This window comes from Embleya sp. AB8, assembly GCF_049739465.1.
GTDB lineage: Bacteria > Actinomycetota > Actinomycetes > Streptomycetales > Streptomycetaceae > Embleya.
Map to the genome: position 1 here is coordinate 81301 of NZ_JBMHHY010000034.1, position 15587 is coordinate 96887.

A 15587-nucleotide genomic window follows, 5' to 3' on the forward strand; every position below is an offset into this window, starting at 1 on the left:
ACATGCCCGCTCCCGAGAACGCCACCGAAAACGTCGCCGAGAACTTCACCGAGAACTTCACCGAGAACGCCGCCTCGAACACCGTCGAGAGCACCACCGCCGACACCACGCCCGCCGATACCGCCACGCCTGCCGGCGAGACCCCGTCGCCGAGCACCCCGCCCACCCCCGCCTGGGAACGCCGCTACCGCGCGGCCCGGATCAGCCTGCCGCGCTGGGCCGAACACGCCCCCGCCAAGTCCGTCTTCGTCTCCAACGCCTCGGGCACCTACGAGATCTACGCGTGGGACCGGGTCACCGGCGAACAGCGGCAGGTCACCGACCGACCCAACGGCACCGCGTCGGCCCGGATCAGCCCGGACGGACAGTGGATCTGGTGGTTCGCGGACACCGACGGCGACGAGTTCGGCATCTGGATGCGGCAGCCGTTCGCCGGCGGCCCGGACGAGGTCGCCGTCCCCGGCCTCGCCCCCTCCTACCCCGGCGGGCTCGGGCTGGCCATGGACGGCACCGTGGTGGTCGGCCGGATGACCGACGACGAGGGCTCCTCGATCCACGTCGCGCGCCCCGGCGCCGAACCGGTGACCGTCTACCGCCACACCGAATCGGCCTGGCTCTCCGGGCTGTCCGAGGACGCCGCCTACCTGACCATCGCGCACAACGAGCACGGCGACGCGATGCACTCGTCGCTGCGCGTGTTGCGCCTGGACGGCACCCCGGTGGCCGACCTGCACGACGGCCCCGAGGGCGGCCAACCGGAGTCCGACCTGTCCTCGATGGGCTTCTCCCCCGTCGCCGGCGACCAGCGACTGCTTGTCGTACACCAGCGCCGCAGCCGGGACGAGCCGCTGCTGTGGGAGCCGCTGACCGGCACCGAGACCGAACTCGACCTCGGGCTGCCCGGCGACCTGTCCGCCGACTGGTATCCCGACGGCCGCGCGCTGCTGATCGACCACGAGCAGCACGGGCGTTCCGAGCTGTACCGCTACGACCTGGAGAGCAAGGAACTCACCCGGATCGACACCCCGCCCGGCACCATCGGCAACGCGGGCGCCCGGCCGGACGGCAGCGTCGAGTACCACTGGTCCAACGGCGCGACCCCCGCCGAACTGCGCTCCACCGGCGGCGAGGTGCTGCTCACCCCGCCCGGCGAGCGCGCACCCGGTTCGGTCCCGGTCTCCGACGCGTGGGTCGAGGGCCCGGGCGGCCCGGTACACGCGCTGGTGTCCCGGCCCGCCGGCGAGGGCCCGTTCCCGACCCTGTTCAACATCCACGGCGGCCCCACCGCGCACGACGGCGACCACTTCGCGTCCGACGTCGCGGCCTGGGTGGACCACGGCTTCGCGGTGGTCCGGGTCAACTACCGGGGCTCGACCGGCTACGGCAAGGACTGGACCGACGCGCTGCGGGTCCGGATCGGCCTGATCGAGCTCGAGGACATCGGCGCCGTACGCGAGTGGGCGATCGAGTCCGGCCTGGCCGATCCCGACAAGATCGTGCTCGCCGGCGGCTCGTGGGGCGGCTACCTGACCCTGCTCGGCCTGGGCGTGCAGCCCGACGCGTGGGCCCTGGGCCTGGCCGCGGTGCCGGTCGCCGACTACGTCACGGCGTACCACGACGAGATGGACGTACTCAAGGCGATGGACCGCACGTTGCTCGGCGGTACACCCGAGGAGGTACCCGAGCGCTGGGCCGCCTCCTCACCGCTGAGCTACGTCGAGCAGGTGCGCGTACCCGTCTACATCAGCGCCGGCGAGAACGACCCGCGCTGCCCGATCAAGCAGATCGAGAACTACGTCGAACGACTGGCACAGCTCGGCAAGCCGCACGAGGTCTATCGCTTCGACGCGGGCCACGGCTCGCTGGTGGTGGAGGAGCGCATCCGGCAACTACGCGGGGAATTCGCCTTCGTGGACCGGATGATCGGTCTGCCGATCCCGAACCCGGCGTAGCGGTACGCGCGCCCGACGGGGCTGGGTGTCAGCTCTGGACGCCCAGCTCCGCGAGCAGTCGCGCCTCGTGCTCCTCCTGCCGCTCGTCCGCCTCCCGCCGGACCACACGCCACCACACGAACACCGCGGCCCCGGCGAACACGAACCACTGCGCGGTATAGCCGAGGTTCTGCCACGCGCGGCCGGAAATGCCGCCGCCGCCCGACTCCTTGGCCGGCGGCATCGGCGCGAGCGCCGCCGCGTCGGCGGTCGGGGACTGCTCGGTCAGCGCCACGAACCCGTCGGTGAGCGGGTAGGGCAGCACGTTGACCAGTTCGGGGGTGCTGATCATGGACAGCTGACCGGGCTTGAGATCGGTGGCCCGGTCCGCGTCCGAGGTGTGTTCGGCCTCCGACCACTCCAGCCGACCGGTGACGGTGACCGGCCCGGCGGGCGGCGCGGGAGCGGTCGTCCCCTCGACCCAGCCCCGATTGACCACGACCGCCGGCCGACCGGCGACCAGCAGCGGGGTCACCACATAGGAACCCGTCCGCCCGTCCAGCCGGCGTCCCGGCACCACCAGTTGGTGCGCCGCGTCGTAGGTCCCGCCGACCGTGACCGACCGGCCGCGATCGGATCCGCGGACCTTGGTGCCGAGCGGCACCAGTTCGCCGATCGGCACCGCGGGCGCCGCGGACACCTGCTCGCCGGTGCCCCCGCTGCTCTTGTGTTCGCCGTAGCGGTGGAACTGCCACAACCCCAGCGCCGCGCACACCGGGACCGCGACGAGCACGATCATGTGGAAGGCCAGCCAGCGCGGCTGGAGCAGGAACCGGTACACCCCCCAACGGTAACCGCCCGCCGGCGGGGGCCGAGCGCGGGTCACCCCACGCGCGGGTACTCCCCCGTCCGGTAGATGTCGGTGCGGTACACCGTGCCGCCACACGTCGAGGTCAGCGTCACCTTGGCCACGTTGAAGTCGTTGGTGGCCAGCGCGTAGCCCAGTGCCGGTACCGGCGCCTTGGGCGCGCCGACCCCGCATGTGCCGTCCGTGCCGGGCGCCTGCGGCTTCCAGGCGAACTGGAACTCGTAGGCCTGGCCGCGCCGAAGGGTGATCCCGCCCGCCGACGAGGACGGCACCGGCAGCGCGACGGCCTCGTCCCCACTGGCGTGCTGACTCACCGTCACCTGCACTATCGGGTTGCCCGGCGGGGAGACCACCACGACCACGCCGGGGCCGGCCACCTGGCAGTCCTTGGCCGCGTTGCTGCGTACCTGGAGTACGCCGTAGGCCAGGCCGTCCGAGCCGACCGGGCCCAGGTGCGCGTCCTCCCCGAGCAGGTCGGTGGTCAGACACGCGGGCACCGGCTTGACCGGCGGCACCGTCTCGGTGGGCGGCGCGCTGGTCGCGGGCAGCGCGGTCTGTCCCGTGGTGGCCCCCGCGCTCTGCCCGCTCGACGGCGCGATCGAGGCGCCGGAACCGGTGGTCGGGGTGCCGCCTCGGGACGCCGGATGTGATTGGCCGGCGCCGCCCGGGAGGCCGGCGCTGACCCCCTCGCTCGGCCCGGGCAGCGGTTCGGTGGCATTGACCGCGGACGAGGAGGACCGGATCCCGCCGACATTCGACTTCGAGTCGTCGCCGGTCACCACCGTCCGCAACACGGGGGTGCCCACGAGCAGCACCGCCACCAGGCCGGCGGCGCCGAACGTGGCCGCCCGCCGACGCCGACGCCGAACCGGCACCGCGACGCGCAGTCGGTCCAGCGCGTCCGACGCGGGCCGCACGTCGGCAACGGCCTCGTGCAGCCGCCGGCGAACCTCCGCGGCGAGGTCGTCGGGGTCGGGACCAAGGGTCCCCGGGTCGTTCGTCACGGCGTCTCCATCCGGGCCCGGAGGGCTTCCAGTCCGCGTGAGGCGTACGCCTTCACCGAGCCGACCGACAGCCCGAGCAGATCGGCCACCTGAGCCTCTGTCAGATCAGCGTAATAGCGCAGCACGATCACTTCCCGCTGCCGCCGTTGCAATTCGCGCAACGCCCGTACCAGCACGTCGCGTTCCAACACATGCCGCGAACCGTCCTCGGTACTGGTCGAGTCCGGCTCGGGTCTGGACAGCAATCGCATGCCCATGATCCGGCGCCGCAGCGTGGACCGGGACAGATTGACCACGGTCTGCCGCAGGTAGGCGAGCGTCTTGTCGGCCTCGCGCAATCGATGCCGGGCGGTGTGCACTCGCACGAATGCCTCCTGCACCACGTCCTCACACGAATGGGCGTCGTCGAGCAACAGGGAAGCCAAGCGCAACAACGAACCATAGTGGGCACGGTAGGTCTCGGTGAGAACGTCGCTGGAGACGCCCGCGTCAGAGGACACCGAATCTCCCGAAACGCCCGGAACCAGCGCGCCGACCACCGGCATCCGAACCGGGCGCAGCCCCGGCTCCGCCCTCACGACCATTTCTGCCACGACTGTAGGACACCCGACCCCCCGGGAAGGTTGTATGCGCCTGCGATCCGGGGACGGTCGTCGGCTCAGCCACACATCCGCCCACCGTAGTGGGCGAGGTGACGTGTGGTCAGCCACTCGGGTCCGGGAAGCTTTCGCGCACGTGCGGCAGCCGGTGCCCCCACCCCCGGAGGCACCGGCTGCCGTATCGGTCCGCGACGGGCGACCTAGTCCCGCTCGATCAGCTCGGCGGCGACGACCTCGGCGATCTGGGCGGTGTTCAGCGCCGCGCCCTTGCGCAGGTTGTCCCCGCACATGAACATGTCCAGCGCGAACGGGTCGTCGAGCGATCGGCGCACCCGGCCGACCCAGGTCGGGTCGGTACCGACCACGTCGGCCGGCGTCGGGAACTCGCCGTTCTCCGGGTCGTCACACAGCACCACCCCGGGAGCACCGTCCAGAATCTCGTGCGCGCGGGCGACCGAGACCTCGTTCTCGAACACGGCGTGCACCGCGAGGGAGTGCGTGGTGATCACCGGGACGCGCACACACGTGGTGTGCACCTTCAGGTCGGGCAACCCCAGGATCTTGCGCGACTCGTTGCGCACCTTGAGTTCCTCGGACGACCAGCCGCCGTCCTTGAGCGAGCCGGCCCACGGCACCACGTTGAGCACGAGCGGCGCCGGGAACGGGCCGAAGTCGCCGACCGCGCGGCGCACATCGCCGGGCTGGGTGCCCAGCGTCTGGCTGCCCGCGACCTTGCCGATCTGCTCGCGCAGCGCGTCCACCCCGGGCTGCCCGGCGCCGGACGCGGCCTGGTAGGACGCGACCGTCAGTTCCTTCAGGCCCAGTTCGGCATGCAGCGCGCCCAGCGCGACGACCATGGTCAGCGTCGTGCAGTTGGGGTTGGAGATGATGCCGCGCGGGCGCACCCGCGCCGCGGCGGCGTTGACCTCGGGCACCACGAGCGGGACCTCGGGGTCCATCCGGAACGCGCCGGAGTTGTCCACCGCGACCGCGCCCTTGCTCGCGGCGATCGGCGCCCAGTGCGCGGAGACCTCGTCGGGCACGTCGAACATCGCGACGTCCACACCCTCGAAGCACTCCTCGCTGAGCGCGACGACCTCGACCTCCTCGCCGCGCACGACCAGCTTCTTGCCCGCGGAGCGCGCCGAGGCGATCAGCCGGATCTCGCCCCACACGTCCTGGCGGGTGGAGAGCAGTTCGAGCATCACCGTGCCGACCGCGCCGGTGGCGCCGACCACGGCCAGGGTGGGCTTGTCCTTGCGGGTCATCGGCCGGTACCTCCGTAGACGACGGCTTCGCCGGACTGGTCGTCCAGACCGAACGCGGTGTGCACGGCCTGTACTGCGGCCGGGACGCCATCGGCGCGGCAGACCACCGAGATGCGGATCTCGGAGGTCGAGATCAGCTCGATGTTCACCCCCGCGCCGGTGAGCGATTCGAAGAACTTGGCGGTCACGCCCGGATGCGAGCGCATGCCGGCGCCGACCAGCGAGATCTTGCCGATCTGGTCGTCGTAGCGCAGCGACTCGAAGCCGATCTCGGCCTGGGCCTTGGTCAGCGCGGTCATCGCGCTCTGCCCGTCGGACATCGGCAGCGTGAAGGAGATGTCGGTGCGGCCCGTGGAGGCCGCGGAGACGTTCTGCACGATCATGTCGATGTTGATCTCGTTGTCCGCCACCAGGCGGAAGATCTTGGCCGCCTCGCCCGGCTTGTCCGGGACCCCGACCACCGTGATCTTCGCTTCGCTGGTGTCGTGGGCGACCCCGGAGATGATCGCGTGCTCCATGTCGTCCCCTTCGGGTTCATCCGTCACCCAAGTGCCGACGAGTCCCGAGAAGGACGACCGCACGTGCACGGGCATGTCGTAGCGGCGGGCGTACTCGACGCACCGCAGGTGCAGCACCTTGGAGCCGCTCGCGGCCAGTTCGAGCATCTCCTGGTAGCTGATCCGGGAGATCTTCCGGGCCTTCTTCACCACACGGGGGTCGGCGGTGAAGATGCCGTCCACGTCCGTGTAGATCTCGCAGACCTCGGCCTCGAGCGCGGCGGCCAGCGCGACGGCGGTGGTGTCCGAGCCGCCGCGGCCGAGCGTGGTGATGTCCTTGGTGTCCTGGGACACCCCCTGGAAGCCGGCCACGATCGCGATCGCACCCTCGTCGAGCGCGGAGCGGATCCGACCCGGCGTCACATCGATGATGCGCGCTTTGTTGTGGACCGCGTCGGTGATCACCCCGGCTTGGCTGCCGGTGAACGACCGTGCGTCGACGCCCAGGTTTTTGATCGCCATCGCCAACAGCGCCATCGACATCCGCTCACCCGCGGTGAGCAGCATGTCCAGCTCGCGCCCGGAAGGGATGGGGCTCACCTGTTGCGCCAGATCGATCAGCTCGTCCGTCGTGTCGCCCATCGCGGACACCACCACGACCACTTCGTGGCCCTGCTTCTTGGTGTCGACGATTCGCTTGGCCACGCGCTTGATGCCCTCGGCATCGGCGACGGAGGAGCCGCCGTACTTCTGCACGACAAGGCCCACGTGCGCTCCTCGCTTGATATCTGTGCGGTCGACACAGTCTAACTAGGCCGCACAGTGGTCAAAACGTTATTCACATTGTGAGACGTACATATCACTAAGCGGGCAGTCGGAACCGAACGCCCATGTCGGGACCGGGGCACACTCGCGATTCGTCCGAATTACTCGGTTTCCGCGCGCCTTCCCGGCACCTTCCGCGTGCTTTCACGGCGCTCAGGTGTGCGGCCCGCCCAGCACCACGGCCTCGTCGAGCTGCTCGGCGAGTTCGTCGACCAACTCGTCGGCCAGCGCCTGACCGGCCGGATCCAGGCTCTCCATGATCGGATCGTCCAAGCGGGCGTGCGACACCACCGACTGCAACGCGCGCAGCACGGCGCTGGCGGTCGCGCCCCAGTTGGACAGGTACGAGAACTGCCACCACCACAGGGCCTCCCGACTGCGCCCGGCCCGATGATGGGCCAGCCCGTGCGCGAGGTCGGCGACCACGTCGGCGACGTCGTCCGACAACCGGGCGGCGACCGGCTTGGACTTGGGTACGTACGGGTCGAACACCTCGTAGTACACGTCGATCGGCTCGAGCAGCCGGGACAGCGCCGAACGCAGCGCGTCGACGTCCGGATCGGGGCCCGAGTCGGGTTCGAAACGGTCGTCGGGCACGATGTCGGCGATCGCGCCGAGCCGGCCGCCCGCGAGCATCAGTTGCGAGACCTCCAGGAGCAGCATCGACACCGCCTGCTCCGGCTCCTCGCCCTTGGCCACCTCGGTGACGGCCAGGACGAAGCTGTTGATCTGGTCCGCGATTTCGCTGGTGAATTCGTTCAGGTCGTCAGACATCGAGCAGTCGTCTCCCCTCGAAGGCACGCCCGAGCGTGACCTCGTCGGCGTACTCCAGATCGCCCCCCACCGGCAGCCCGCTGGCCAACCGGGTCACCCGCAGACCCATCGGCTTGCACAGGCGCGCCAGATACGTCGCGGTCGCCTCTCCCTCCAGGTTCGGGTCGGTGGCCAGGATCAGCTCGGTCACCGTGCCGTCCGCGAGCCGGGTCATCAGCTCACGAATCCGCAGGTCGTCGGGGCCCACGCCCTCGATCGGGCTGATCGCGCCGCCGAGTACGTGATAGCGGCCCCGGAACTCGCGGGTCTTCTCGATCGCCACGACATCCTTGGACTCCTCGACCACGCAGATCACCGCGACGTCGCGTCGCGGATCGAGGCAGATCCGGCACTGCTCCGACTCCGCCACGTTGCCGCATGTGACGCAGAACCGCACCTTGTCCTTGACCTCGACCAGCGCGTGTACGAGGCGGCGGACGTCGGCCGGGTCGGCCGCGAGGAGGTGGAAGGCGATGCGTTGCGCGCTCTTCGGCCCCACACCGGGCAGTCGGCCCAGCTCGTCGATGAGGTCCTGTACGACGCCTTCGTACACCTACCGTCTCCCTGCTCGCTCTTGGTCCGGGTCGGCTCGGCCGTCGACCGTCGTGGCTGTGTGTCGGTGTGACTGTATGGCTTCGGGTTCGCCCGGACCGGGTTTCCGACTCACAACCCGGGCAGGCCCAGCGGGCCGCCGCCCATGCCCTGGGCCAGCGGGCCCATCAACTGGGACTGCATCTCCAGGGCCGCGCGGTTGGCATCGCGCACCGCGGCGACGATCAGATCGCCGAGGGTCTCCGTGTCCTCAGGATCCACCGCGGACGGCGAGATCTCCAGAGCCAGCAGCTCGCCGGCCCCCGACACGGTCGCCGTCACCAGGCCACCGCCGGCGCTCCCGCTCACCTGGGTGCGCGCGAGCTCCTCCTGCGCGGCCATCAGGTCCTGCTGCATCTTCTGTGCCTGCTGCAACAACTGCTGCATGTCGGGCTGGCCACCACCGGGAAACACCTGGACACCCTTCGTCGCACGGACGCGGCCTTCCACCGCCTCGGGCGGCACGCTCGCCCGCGTCCGTCCTGCGGTCGAGCCTACGGCTCCGGGCGGGGCCGATGCGCGGCGACGGCGCGCATCGCGGAGGTCAGGTGGTCGGCGACTCGTCGATGATCGTCGCGCCGAGCTCGCGGGCGAGCAGTTCGTGGGTGGACTGGCCGCCGTCGTCGGCGAGGTCCTCGTCGTCGTAGCGGCCGAAGTCCTCGGGGATGTCGAAGTCCGGCTCGGGCGGCGGCGGGGGGGCGGACTGCTGGGGTTGCGGGCGCGCGGGGGGCGGCTGCGGGGCGGCCGGGGCCGGCGCCGGGGGTGCTGCGGCGGCCGGGGGGCGGGGTGGGGCCTGGGGCGGCGGCGGGGTGGGGGCGGCCGACGGGGGTGGGCTGCCGGGCCAGGCGCCGGGGGGCGGGGTGGCGGGCATCGGGGCCGGAGTCGGTGCCGGGGCCGGCGCGGCCGGGCGGCGGGCGGGGGCGGCACCGGCCTCGCCCGCGACGACGCAGTCGATCCGCCAGTCGAAGCCGAACGCGTCCAGGACGGCCTGGCGGACGATCTCGTCCCGACCACCGCTGCGGAAGCCCTCGCGGGCGCCGGCCTGCTCGAACGCGAGGGTCAGGGTGGCGCCGTCGAACCCGGCCACGGTGACGGTCTGCAGCAACATCCAGGCCACCCGGTTGCGACCCCGGACGGCGTCCAGGATCCGCGGCCACATCTCGTGTACGCGGGCGACGTCGCCGGTGGGTTGGGCGGGGGCGGCAGGGGCGGGTGCCGGTGCGGTGGCCTGCTGTTGCTGTGGCTGTTGCGGCTGCTGCGGCTGTTGCTGCGGCTGCTGGGGGGTGGCGGGGGGCGGGCCGGAGCCGGCGGTGCGGGCCTGGGGCCAGGCGCCGGGGGCGGGGGCGTTGGCCTGCTGGGGCTGGGGGGGCTGCGGTACGGGGGGCGCTGCGGTCGGCGGGGCCGGTACGGGGGCCTGGGTCGGGGCCTGGGCCTGGACCGGTGGCGCGGCCTGGTGCGAGCGGGTCGGCGTGGGCGCCGGTGTTTCGGCGCGGGCGTGGTCCGGGCCGGGCGCGGCGGGCGCCGCGGGGAGGCCGCCGACGGAGACGCGGCGCTCGAGGCGTTCCAGGCGCGTCTGCAGGCCCAGTTCGCCGGCGTCGACCGCGGGCAGCAGTACCCGGGCGCAGATCAGCTCCAGCTGCAACCGGGGCGCGGTGGCGCCGCGCATCTCGGTGAGGCCGGTGTTGACGATGTCAGCGGCGCGGGTGAGCCCGGCGCGGCCGAATTCGGCGGCGTGCCGAACCATCCGCTCCAGCTGATCGGCCGGCACGTCGATCAGGCCCTTGTCCGCCGCGTCCGGCACGGCGGCCAGGATCACCAGGTCGCGCAGCCGCTCCAACAGGTCGGCGACGAACCGGCGCGGGTCGTAGCCCCCCTCGATCACCCGGTCGACCAGCTCGAACGCCGCCGCCCCGTCCTGCGCGACGAACGCCTCGACGACGTCGTCGAGCAGCGACCGGTCGGTGAACCCGAGCAGCGAGATGGCCATCGCGTAGGTGACACCGTCGTCGGTGGCTCCGGCGAGCAACTGGTCCATCACCGACATCGAGTCCCGCACCGACCCGGCGCCGGCCCGCACCACCAGGGGCAACACCGCGGGCTCGACCCTGATCCCCTCGGTCTCGCACACCGAGGCGAGGTGATCGCGCAGCACACCGGGCGGCACGAGCCGGAACGGATAGTGGTGGGTCCGGGACCGGATGGTCCCGATCACCTTCTCCGGCTCGGTGGTCGCGAAGATGAACTTCAGGTGCTCCGGCGGCTCCTCGACCACCTTGAGCAGCGCGTTGAAGCCCGCCGACGTGACCATGTGGGCCTCGTCGATGATGTAGATCTTGTAGCGCGAACTCACCGGCGAGAAGTGCGCCTTCTCGCGCAGATCACGCGCGTCGTCCACACCACCGTGGGACGCCGCGTCGATCTCGATCACATCGATGCTGCCGGGCCCGCCGAGCCCGAGATCCCGACACGACTGACACTCGCCACAGGGCGTGGGCGTGGGCCCCTGCTCACAGTTGAGGCACCGGGCGAGAATGCGCGCGCTGGTGGTCTTGCCACACCCTCGCGGCCCACTGAACAGATAGGCGTGATTGACACGGTTGTTCCGCAGGGCCTGCATGAGGGGTTCCGTCACGTGCTCCTGTCCGATGACCTCTGCGTAGGTCTCGGGGCGGTAGCGACGGTAGAGGGCGAGCGACACGCCCCCGACGATAGCCGGGCGAGCGGACAGACGCGGAACGCCGGACCGGGTCCACTCGTACCCACGTGCACCCACCCGTGCCCGAACACCGACCCGGGTCGGGTACTGTAGGCGCCGGACCCCCCGTGCGGCGGTATCCTCCTGAACCTCCCCAGGGCCGGAAGGCAGCAAGGATAGGGAGGCTCTGCCGGGTGCACGGGGGGTTCACTGCATCCCACAGCCCAGTCGAATACGGGTGCACAAGCACCCACGGACCTCCTGTAAGCTTCCGCACGGAGGATTCGCCTAGTGGCCTAGGGCGCACGCTTGGAAAGCGTGTTGGGTTCACCCCCTCACGAGTTCGAATCTCGTATCCTCCGCCAGCCTGAACAGGCAAAACGTCAGCCCGGACCACTTCGATGGTCCGGGCTGACGTCGTTGTGGTTGCAGTTCTGGTTGCATTTATTTCGGACATATACGGCTAAATACATCTCCGTAGGTCTGGACTTCGCCCCATACGCCTCGAACCGGCGGCACGTTCAGAGATCCACAAAGCCTTCAAGAGCTACCTCAGCAAGAAGGTGCCTTCCACGGTCATCTGAGTGGCGTAGTCATGTCCCCCGGGTGCGTGAGCAGAGGTGCTCACGCACCCAAGCGTCACGGCTCGAGACGGACAAACGGCCCGCCGCACCTGTCGGCCCGGAATCACCCGCTCTCATCGATCTCCAGCGGGCGTTTCGCGAAGGCGGTCACCGCATTCCTCATGTGGGCTTGGCGGTGGTCAGGTAGAGGGCCGAAGACGCACACAGGCAACCAGTCATCCCGGTTGTCGAACCGGTCGTAGTCGTCCCAAGGCTGTGGCCATCCGATGGGGCCGGACCGGACGACGGACTGTACGACAGCGTGCTCTGACTCCGGGTGGTGGAGCCTGACGTGAAGTGCGAGCAAGTGGCAGGTGCCGGCCTCGGCATCGGTGTAGAAGAGACCGACCTCCGCGATCGAGGACCAGCGCAAGGCCACGGTCCTGGTCGGATCCTCGGCGCTGATGCCCTCGGACCCGACACGCACCGTCCTGGAACACAGCTTTCCCTGCAGGCGCCGGATCGCCTTCCGCCGGCCACCCCACCAAATGAGCACGAGAGCCAGCTCGATGCCGCCACAGGTAATAGCCCACAGCCATACGGGTTTCGTCACTAGAACCGCAACCATGATGATCGCCAGCGTCAGGAGCAACCCGCGCCCCGAGCCGGCGTACTGGCTGAACTGGCCAGCAGGTTCTCCCTTCCCGCCTGTCCACGATGCCTCGAAAGGCCGGTCGGCTGTGCTGCTGCCCATTGGCCCAGTCGGAGAGGAAGGCGGTTTCAGGGTGCTGCGGACAGTCCTGGTCGCAGCGGAATGGGCGGATAGGCTGCCCAGGACCTCGTGAGCGCTGCCGGGACGCGCGTCTGGGGTCTTGGCCAGCAAACTGACGACGAGGTCGTCAAGGGCAGACGGCACTCCGGGTCGCCGTAGGCTAGGCGGGGCGGGGTACCTGTTCAGGTGGGCCTGCATCGCCGATACGGGGCCGGTCGTGTCGAAGGGGACCTGTCCGGTGAGTAGTTCGTGTAGCACGCAGCCGAAGGAGTACAGGTCCGAGCGGGCATCGCCGGGTTGAGCGTCGAACCGTTCGGGCGCCATGTACGCCAGAGTCCCCATGACCGCGCTCGCCACTGTTGCGGCCTGCACAAACCGGGCGATACCGAAGTCGAGGATCTTGATCCGGCCTTCGGCGGTCAGCATCAAGTTGGCAGGCTTCAGATCCCGGTGGACGACGCCCGCGTCGTGCGCACGCGCGAGCGCGGAGAGGATCTGCGCTGCCCAGTCGACCGCGTTCGGTACAGGCGGTGGGCCGTCCTCTCGCAGCACGGTCGCCAGGTCCTGCCCGTCGACGTACTCCATCACCAGGAACAACGTGCCGTCGACTGGATCCTGGCCGGCGTCGTGCATGGTGACAACGCCAGGGTGGTTGAGTGCGCCCGCAGTGCGCGCCTCGCGAAGGAACAACTCAGCGGCGGCGGGAGCAGCACGCCGATCGTGGGTCATCAGTTTCACCGCGACCCGCCGCGCAATCACCCGGTCATGGGCTTCCCATACCTCGCCCATCCCACCGCGCCCAACCAACCGCACCAACGCATAACGATCCGCCACAACCCGCATCAGCATCGCCCCCGACGACCACCACTACATGGGTTCCCAACTGATAAGTGAATCACGGAGTCCGCTTGGTATCCGGGCTGGATTCCGTAGGCACGGAACTGCCACCAGGCGGCTCCGACTGAACTCAGGGCCATCTCGGTGGGGGAGGTCGGGTCCACGGCTTTGGACATGTCCGAACGTCGTGCGTTACTGAGCAGGTCCACGGACCTCCCGACGCGCCGGAAACTTACGGAGCCATGGTCACTCGCGCCAAAAGGCGACTCCGGCCCAAATTAGCTCCACCGATCCATGACGGAACCGGTGCACGCCATCCGACTCCGCGTGGGCCGACACGCGATTTGGCGGTGCGGCTGCTCCTCCGCGCTTCAGCTACTAAGGTACAAAGGTTGGTGACTGACTTTCGTAACCTTTGGCATCTGCTCCTTGGGAGATCGTCGGAGGAGTTTCAGCTCGCGCCCCTCCACCCAGGCATTCCATGCCTTCAAATAGTAAAGCAGATACTCCCGGGAGTCATCACTCCGACGATGCCGCTGTCCGGCGGCCAGCCCCATCATTGTATTCCTGAAGGTAAGCCGCGGATCCCCCACAGCTAGGCCCGCACCACTCACCAACTTCGCAAGCCAGTCAGCCGGGTCGATATCGGGTCGCTCTTTTGCGGTGACGTACCAACCAATCGCGGAGGCTGTCACCGTAATCTTAATGGCTCGATTCAAGATGAGGCCATGATTGATTGCATCGCGCATACCCGGATGTTCTTCCAATACGCGAAGCAACTGGTCATTGGTAATTCCAGTGGAGCCACCCGACCATGACGTATCGGGCTGGTTGAGGTACAAGTGGAGCCCTCGCAGAGCAGCGGCGAGGTGAGTGCTGTTAGTTTCTCCGGCCAGCGTGAGAGCGTCTCGCCCTGTGCGCTTCCGACCGGTGTCCATGACCGTGAAAGCCGATCGAGAGACGCCGCGCGTCACCGCCATCTGGACCGCCAGATTCGACTTCACCACGGCAGCCAAACGATGCTGACCATCGAGCAAGGTCTCGTCCTGGTCGAACGCGATGCCTTGATGAGTAAGTTGCCATTCGCCACGCTCGATCGCGCGGACCAGGTGAGCAACCGTCTGGCGACTCAAAGGGCGGTTCATGGCATTCTGCTTGAGCCACGCCTTTGCGAGTTCCGGTGTCACCATGAGAACTTCTGTATACAAGTCTGTTCCTTGATTTCAACGGGAGGATGCTTTCACATCATGGCGGATTAATCACCGTCTGTCGCGGCCTGTCATAGCCGGAGGATTTCCTCGCTTACTCCCTGTGGATCGCGCGGTGGCACGCAATTCGCCGCCAAAGCCAAACGCGATGGACTCGATGATGAGCCACCATGAAGGAGCTGACTCGCCGCGCAGTACCTTGCGGACTGTTTCGTGACTGGGAGCCTCCGGAAGCTTGGACCGACGGGCACTCCGACTGATGTCCTGCAGGCTCGGCCGCCCGGCCCCACGACGGAGTTCCACAAGCGCACCGACCAACTCCCCGTGGGGGTCCCCATCAGCCATGCTTGCGTGCCTTGCCATGAGCCCTCCACAACCGCAGGTCAGCCCCTCAACGCTTGAGCAGCCTAGGGCCATACCCCTTGCTACTGCCGCGAGTTGGCCAGATCCGGCGTCAAGTTACGTCAAACCGTCAGGCAAAACGAACTTGCCATCGCCAGCCCACCGAGGAGATCCCGGGGCGACTTGGCCAAACCGGCGTGCAAGTGTTCACGCGTGAGTGCCCGTGAGATGGCGCGCCGTCGGGTCGCCCGTGACCTCCTCGAAGCAGTCTGTCGGACAGCTCTGTATTGACGGCTCATCGATCACATACAGTTGTTGACCTCGGCATATGCACGGAGCCCCGCTGCCGATCGAACTTTCGAGAGGGACGACGCACAGGAAGCAAGTGCCGAGGGATCGCATCGCCGCAAACCGGAATACCGAAGTCCGCTCTCCGATTCTCGGGCGAAACCCTGGAACAGAGCAGGTGACGTGGAGGGCAAACATGCAAGGCCCGGCGAGTCGCGCCCGTGCGTGATCGAAGACATCAACGCATAGGACTCGTCCACACACGTGCTCGCCTGGGCCGGGGCAACCAGCCTGACCACACTCACGAGGCGCGGCACGCCCACCTCTCGGTCTCAGACCGAGCAACAGGGCGGCAAGCACCTCGCCTACCTCCACACTGGCACCAAGTGCGCTTCAGGACACGGACCGCACCATCCACGGGATCGACTTCGCCGGGACGAACAAGCTTTTCCGACTGAATAAACAGCGCATCGACGATTCCTAATC

General features: G+C 69.0%; 12 protein-coding genes, 1 tRNA gene and 1 other RNA gene. 3 read left to right on the forward strand and 11 right to left on the reverse strand.

Annotated elements, in window-relative coordinates:
* Nucleotides 1–2: 2 nt before the first annotated feature.
* A complete protein-coding gene (locus ABIA38_RS38095; RefSeq protein ID WP_424643559.1) occupies nt 3–1952 on the forward strand; it encodes a prolyl oligopeptidase family serine peptidase in 1950 nt (649 codons plus the stop codon).
* A gap of 28 nt (nt 1953–1980) precedes the next feature.
* Here ABIA38_RS38095 and ABIA38_RS38100 read toward each other — a convergent pair whose 3' ends face one another.
* From ABIA38_RS38100 to ABIA38_RS38140, 9 genes are all read right to left on the reverse strand, one after another.
* On the reverse strand, nt 1981–2772 hold the full coding sequence (locus tag ABIA38_RS38100) for an SURF1 family protein (protein WP_424643560.1): 792 nt from the start codon (nt 2770–2772) through the stop codon (nt 1981–1983).
* Nucleotides 2773–2813: 41 nt separating this feature from the next.
* On the reverse strand, nt 2814–3803 hold the full coding sequence (locus ABIA38_RS38105) for a hypothetical protein (RefSeq protein WP_424643561.1): 990 nt from the start codon (nt 3801–3803) through the stop codon (nt 2814–2816).
* Nucleotides 3800–4387 (reverse strand): SigE family RNA polymerase sigma factor, encoded by a 588-nt coding sequence (locus tag ABIA38_RS38110; RefSeq protein WP_424643562.1) that lies wholly within the window; start codon nt 4385–4387, stop codon nt 3800–3802. Before ABIA38_RS38110 ends, ABIA38_RS38105 begins: the two co-directional genes overlap by 4 nt.
* A gap of 215 nt (nt 4388–4602) precedes the next feature.
* Nucleotides 4603–5670 (reverse strand): aspartate-semialdehyde dehydrogenase, encoded by a 1068-nt coding sequence (locus ABIA38_RS38115; RefSeq protein ID WP_424643563.1) that lies wholly within the window; start codon nt 5668–5670, stop codon nt 4603–4605.
* Nucleotides 5667–6935: an aspartate kinase gene (locus ABIA38_RS38120; RefSeq protein WP_424643564.1), complete on the reverse strand. Its 1269-nt coding sequence runs from the start codon at nt 6933–6935 to the stop codon at nt 5667–5669. The genes ABIA38_RS38115 and ABIA38_RS38120 overlap by 4 nt, the downstream gene beginning before the upstream one ends.
* Nucleotides 6936–7145: 210 nt before the next feature.
* Nucleotides 7146–7766 carry a DUF5063 domain-containing protein gene (locus ABIA38_RS38125; RefSeq protein ID WP_424643565.1) on the reverse strand — a complete coding sequence of 207 codons (621 nt, stop codon included), beginning with the start codon at nt 7764–7766 and terminating at the stop codon, nt 7146–7148.
* Nucleotides 7759–8358 (reverse strand): recombination mediator RecR, encoded by a 600-nt coding sequence (gene recR, locus ABIA38_RS38130; protein WP_424643566.1) that lies wholly within the window; start codon nt 8356–8358, stop codon nt 7759–7761. The genes ABIA38_RS38125 and recR overlap by 8 nt, the downstream gene beginning before the upstream one ends.
* A gap of 110 nt (nt 8359–8468) precedes the next feature.
* On the reverse strand, nt 8469–8810 hold the full coding sequence (locus tag ABIA38_RS38135) for a YbaB/EbfC family nucleoid-associated protein (protein ID WP_424643590.1): 342 nt from the start codon (nt 8808–8810) through the stop codon (nt 8469–8471).
* Nucleotides 8811–8940: 130 nt separating this feature from the next.
* Nucleotides 8941–11094 (reverse strand): DNA polymerase III subunit gamma and tau, encoded by a 2154-nt coding sequence (locus ABIA38_RS38140; protein ID WP_424643567.1) that lies wholly within the window; start codon nt 11092–11094, stop codon nt 8941–8943.
* Nucleotides 11095–11207: 113 nt separating this feature from the next.
* Between ABIA38_RS38140 and ffs the strand changes: the two genes are divergently transcribed.
* Nucleotides 11208–11306: signal recognition particle sRNA small type (gene ffs / locus ABIA38_RS38145), an RNA gene on the forward strand.
* Between the two features lie 62 nt (nt 11307–11368).
* Nucleotides 11369–11456: transfer RNA gene (locus ABIA38_RS38150), tRNA-Ser, on the forward strand.
* Nucleotides 11457–11778: 322 nt separating this feature from the next.
* On the opposite strand, the gene ABIA38_RS38155 is transcribed toward ABIA38_RS38150, so the two are convergent.
* Both ABIA38_RS38155 and ABIA38_RS38160 read right to left on the reverse strand, forming a co-directional pair.
* Nucleotides 11779–13275 (reverse strand): serine/threonine-protein kinase, encoded by a 1497-nt coding sequence (locus tag ABIA38_RS38155; RefSeq protein WP_424643568.1) that lies wholly within the window; start codon nt 13273–13275, stop codon nt 11779–11781.
* A gap of 359 nt (nt 13276–13634) precedes the next feature.
* Nucleotides 13635–14471: a hypothetical protein gene (locus tag ABIA38_RS38160; RefSeq protein WP_424643569.1), complete on the reverse strand. Its 837-nt coding sequence runs from the start codon at nt 14469–14471 to the stop codon at nt 13635–13637.
* Between the last annotated feature and the right edge of the window lie 1116 nt (nt 14472–15587).

What these genes read in the sequence shown, in the direction of transcription:
- ABIA38_RS38155 (WP_424643568.1), bottom strand. Translation starts at nt 13,275, where the DNA reads ATGCTGATGCGGGTTGTGGCGGATCGTTATGCGTTGGTGCGGTTGGTT.
- ABIA38_RS38125 (WP_424643565.1), bottom strand. Translation starts at nt 7,766, where the DNA reads ATGTCTGACGACCTGAACGAATTCACCAGCGAAATCGCGGACCAGATC.
- ABIA38_RS38110 (WP_424643562.1), bottom strand. Translation starts at nt 4,387, where the DNA reads ATGGTCGTGAGGGCGGAGCCGGGGCTGCGCCCGGTTCGGATGCCGGTG.
- ABIA38_RS38095 (WP_424643559.1), top strand. Translation starts at nt 3, where the DNA reads ATGCCCGCTCCCGAGAACGCCACCGAAAACGTCGCCGAGAACTTCACC.
- ABIA38_RS38115 (WP_424643563.1), bottom strand. Translation starts at nt 5,670, where the DNA reads ATGACCCGCAAGGACAAGCCCACCCTGGCCGTGGTCGGCGCCACCGGC.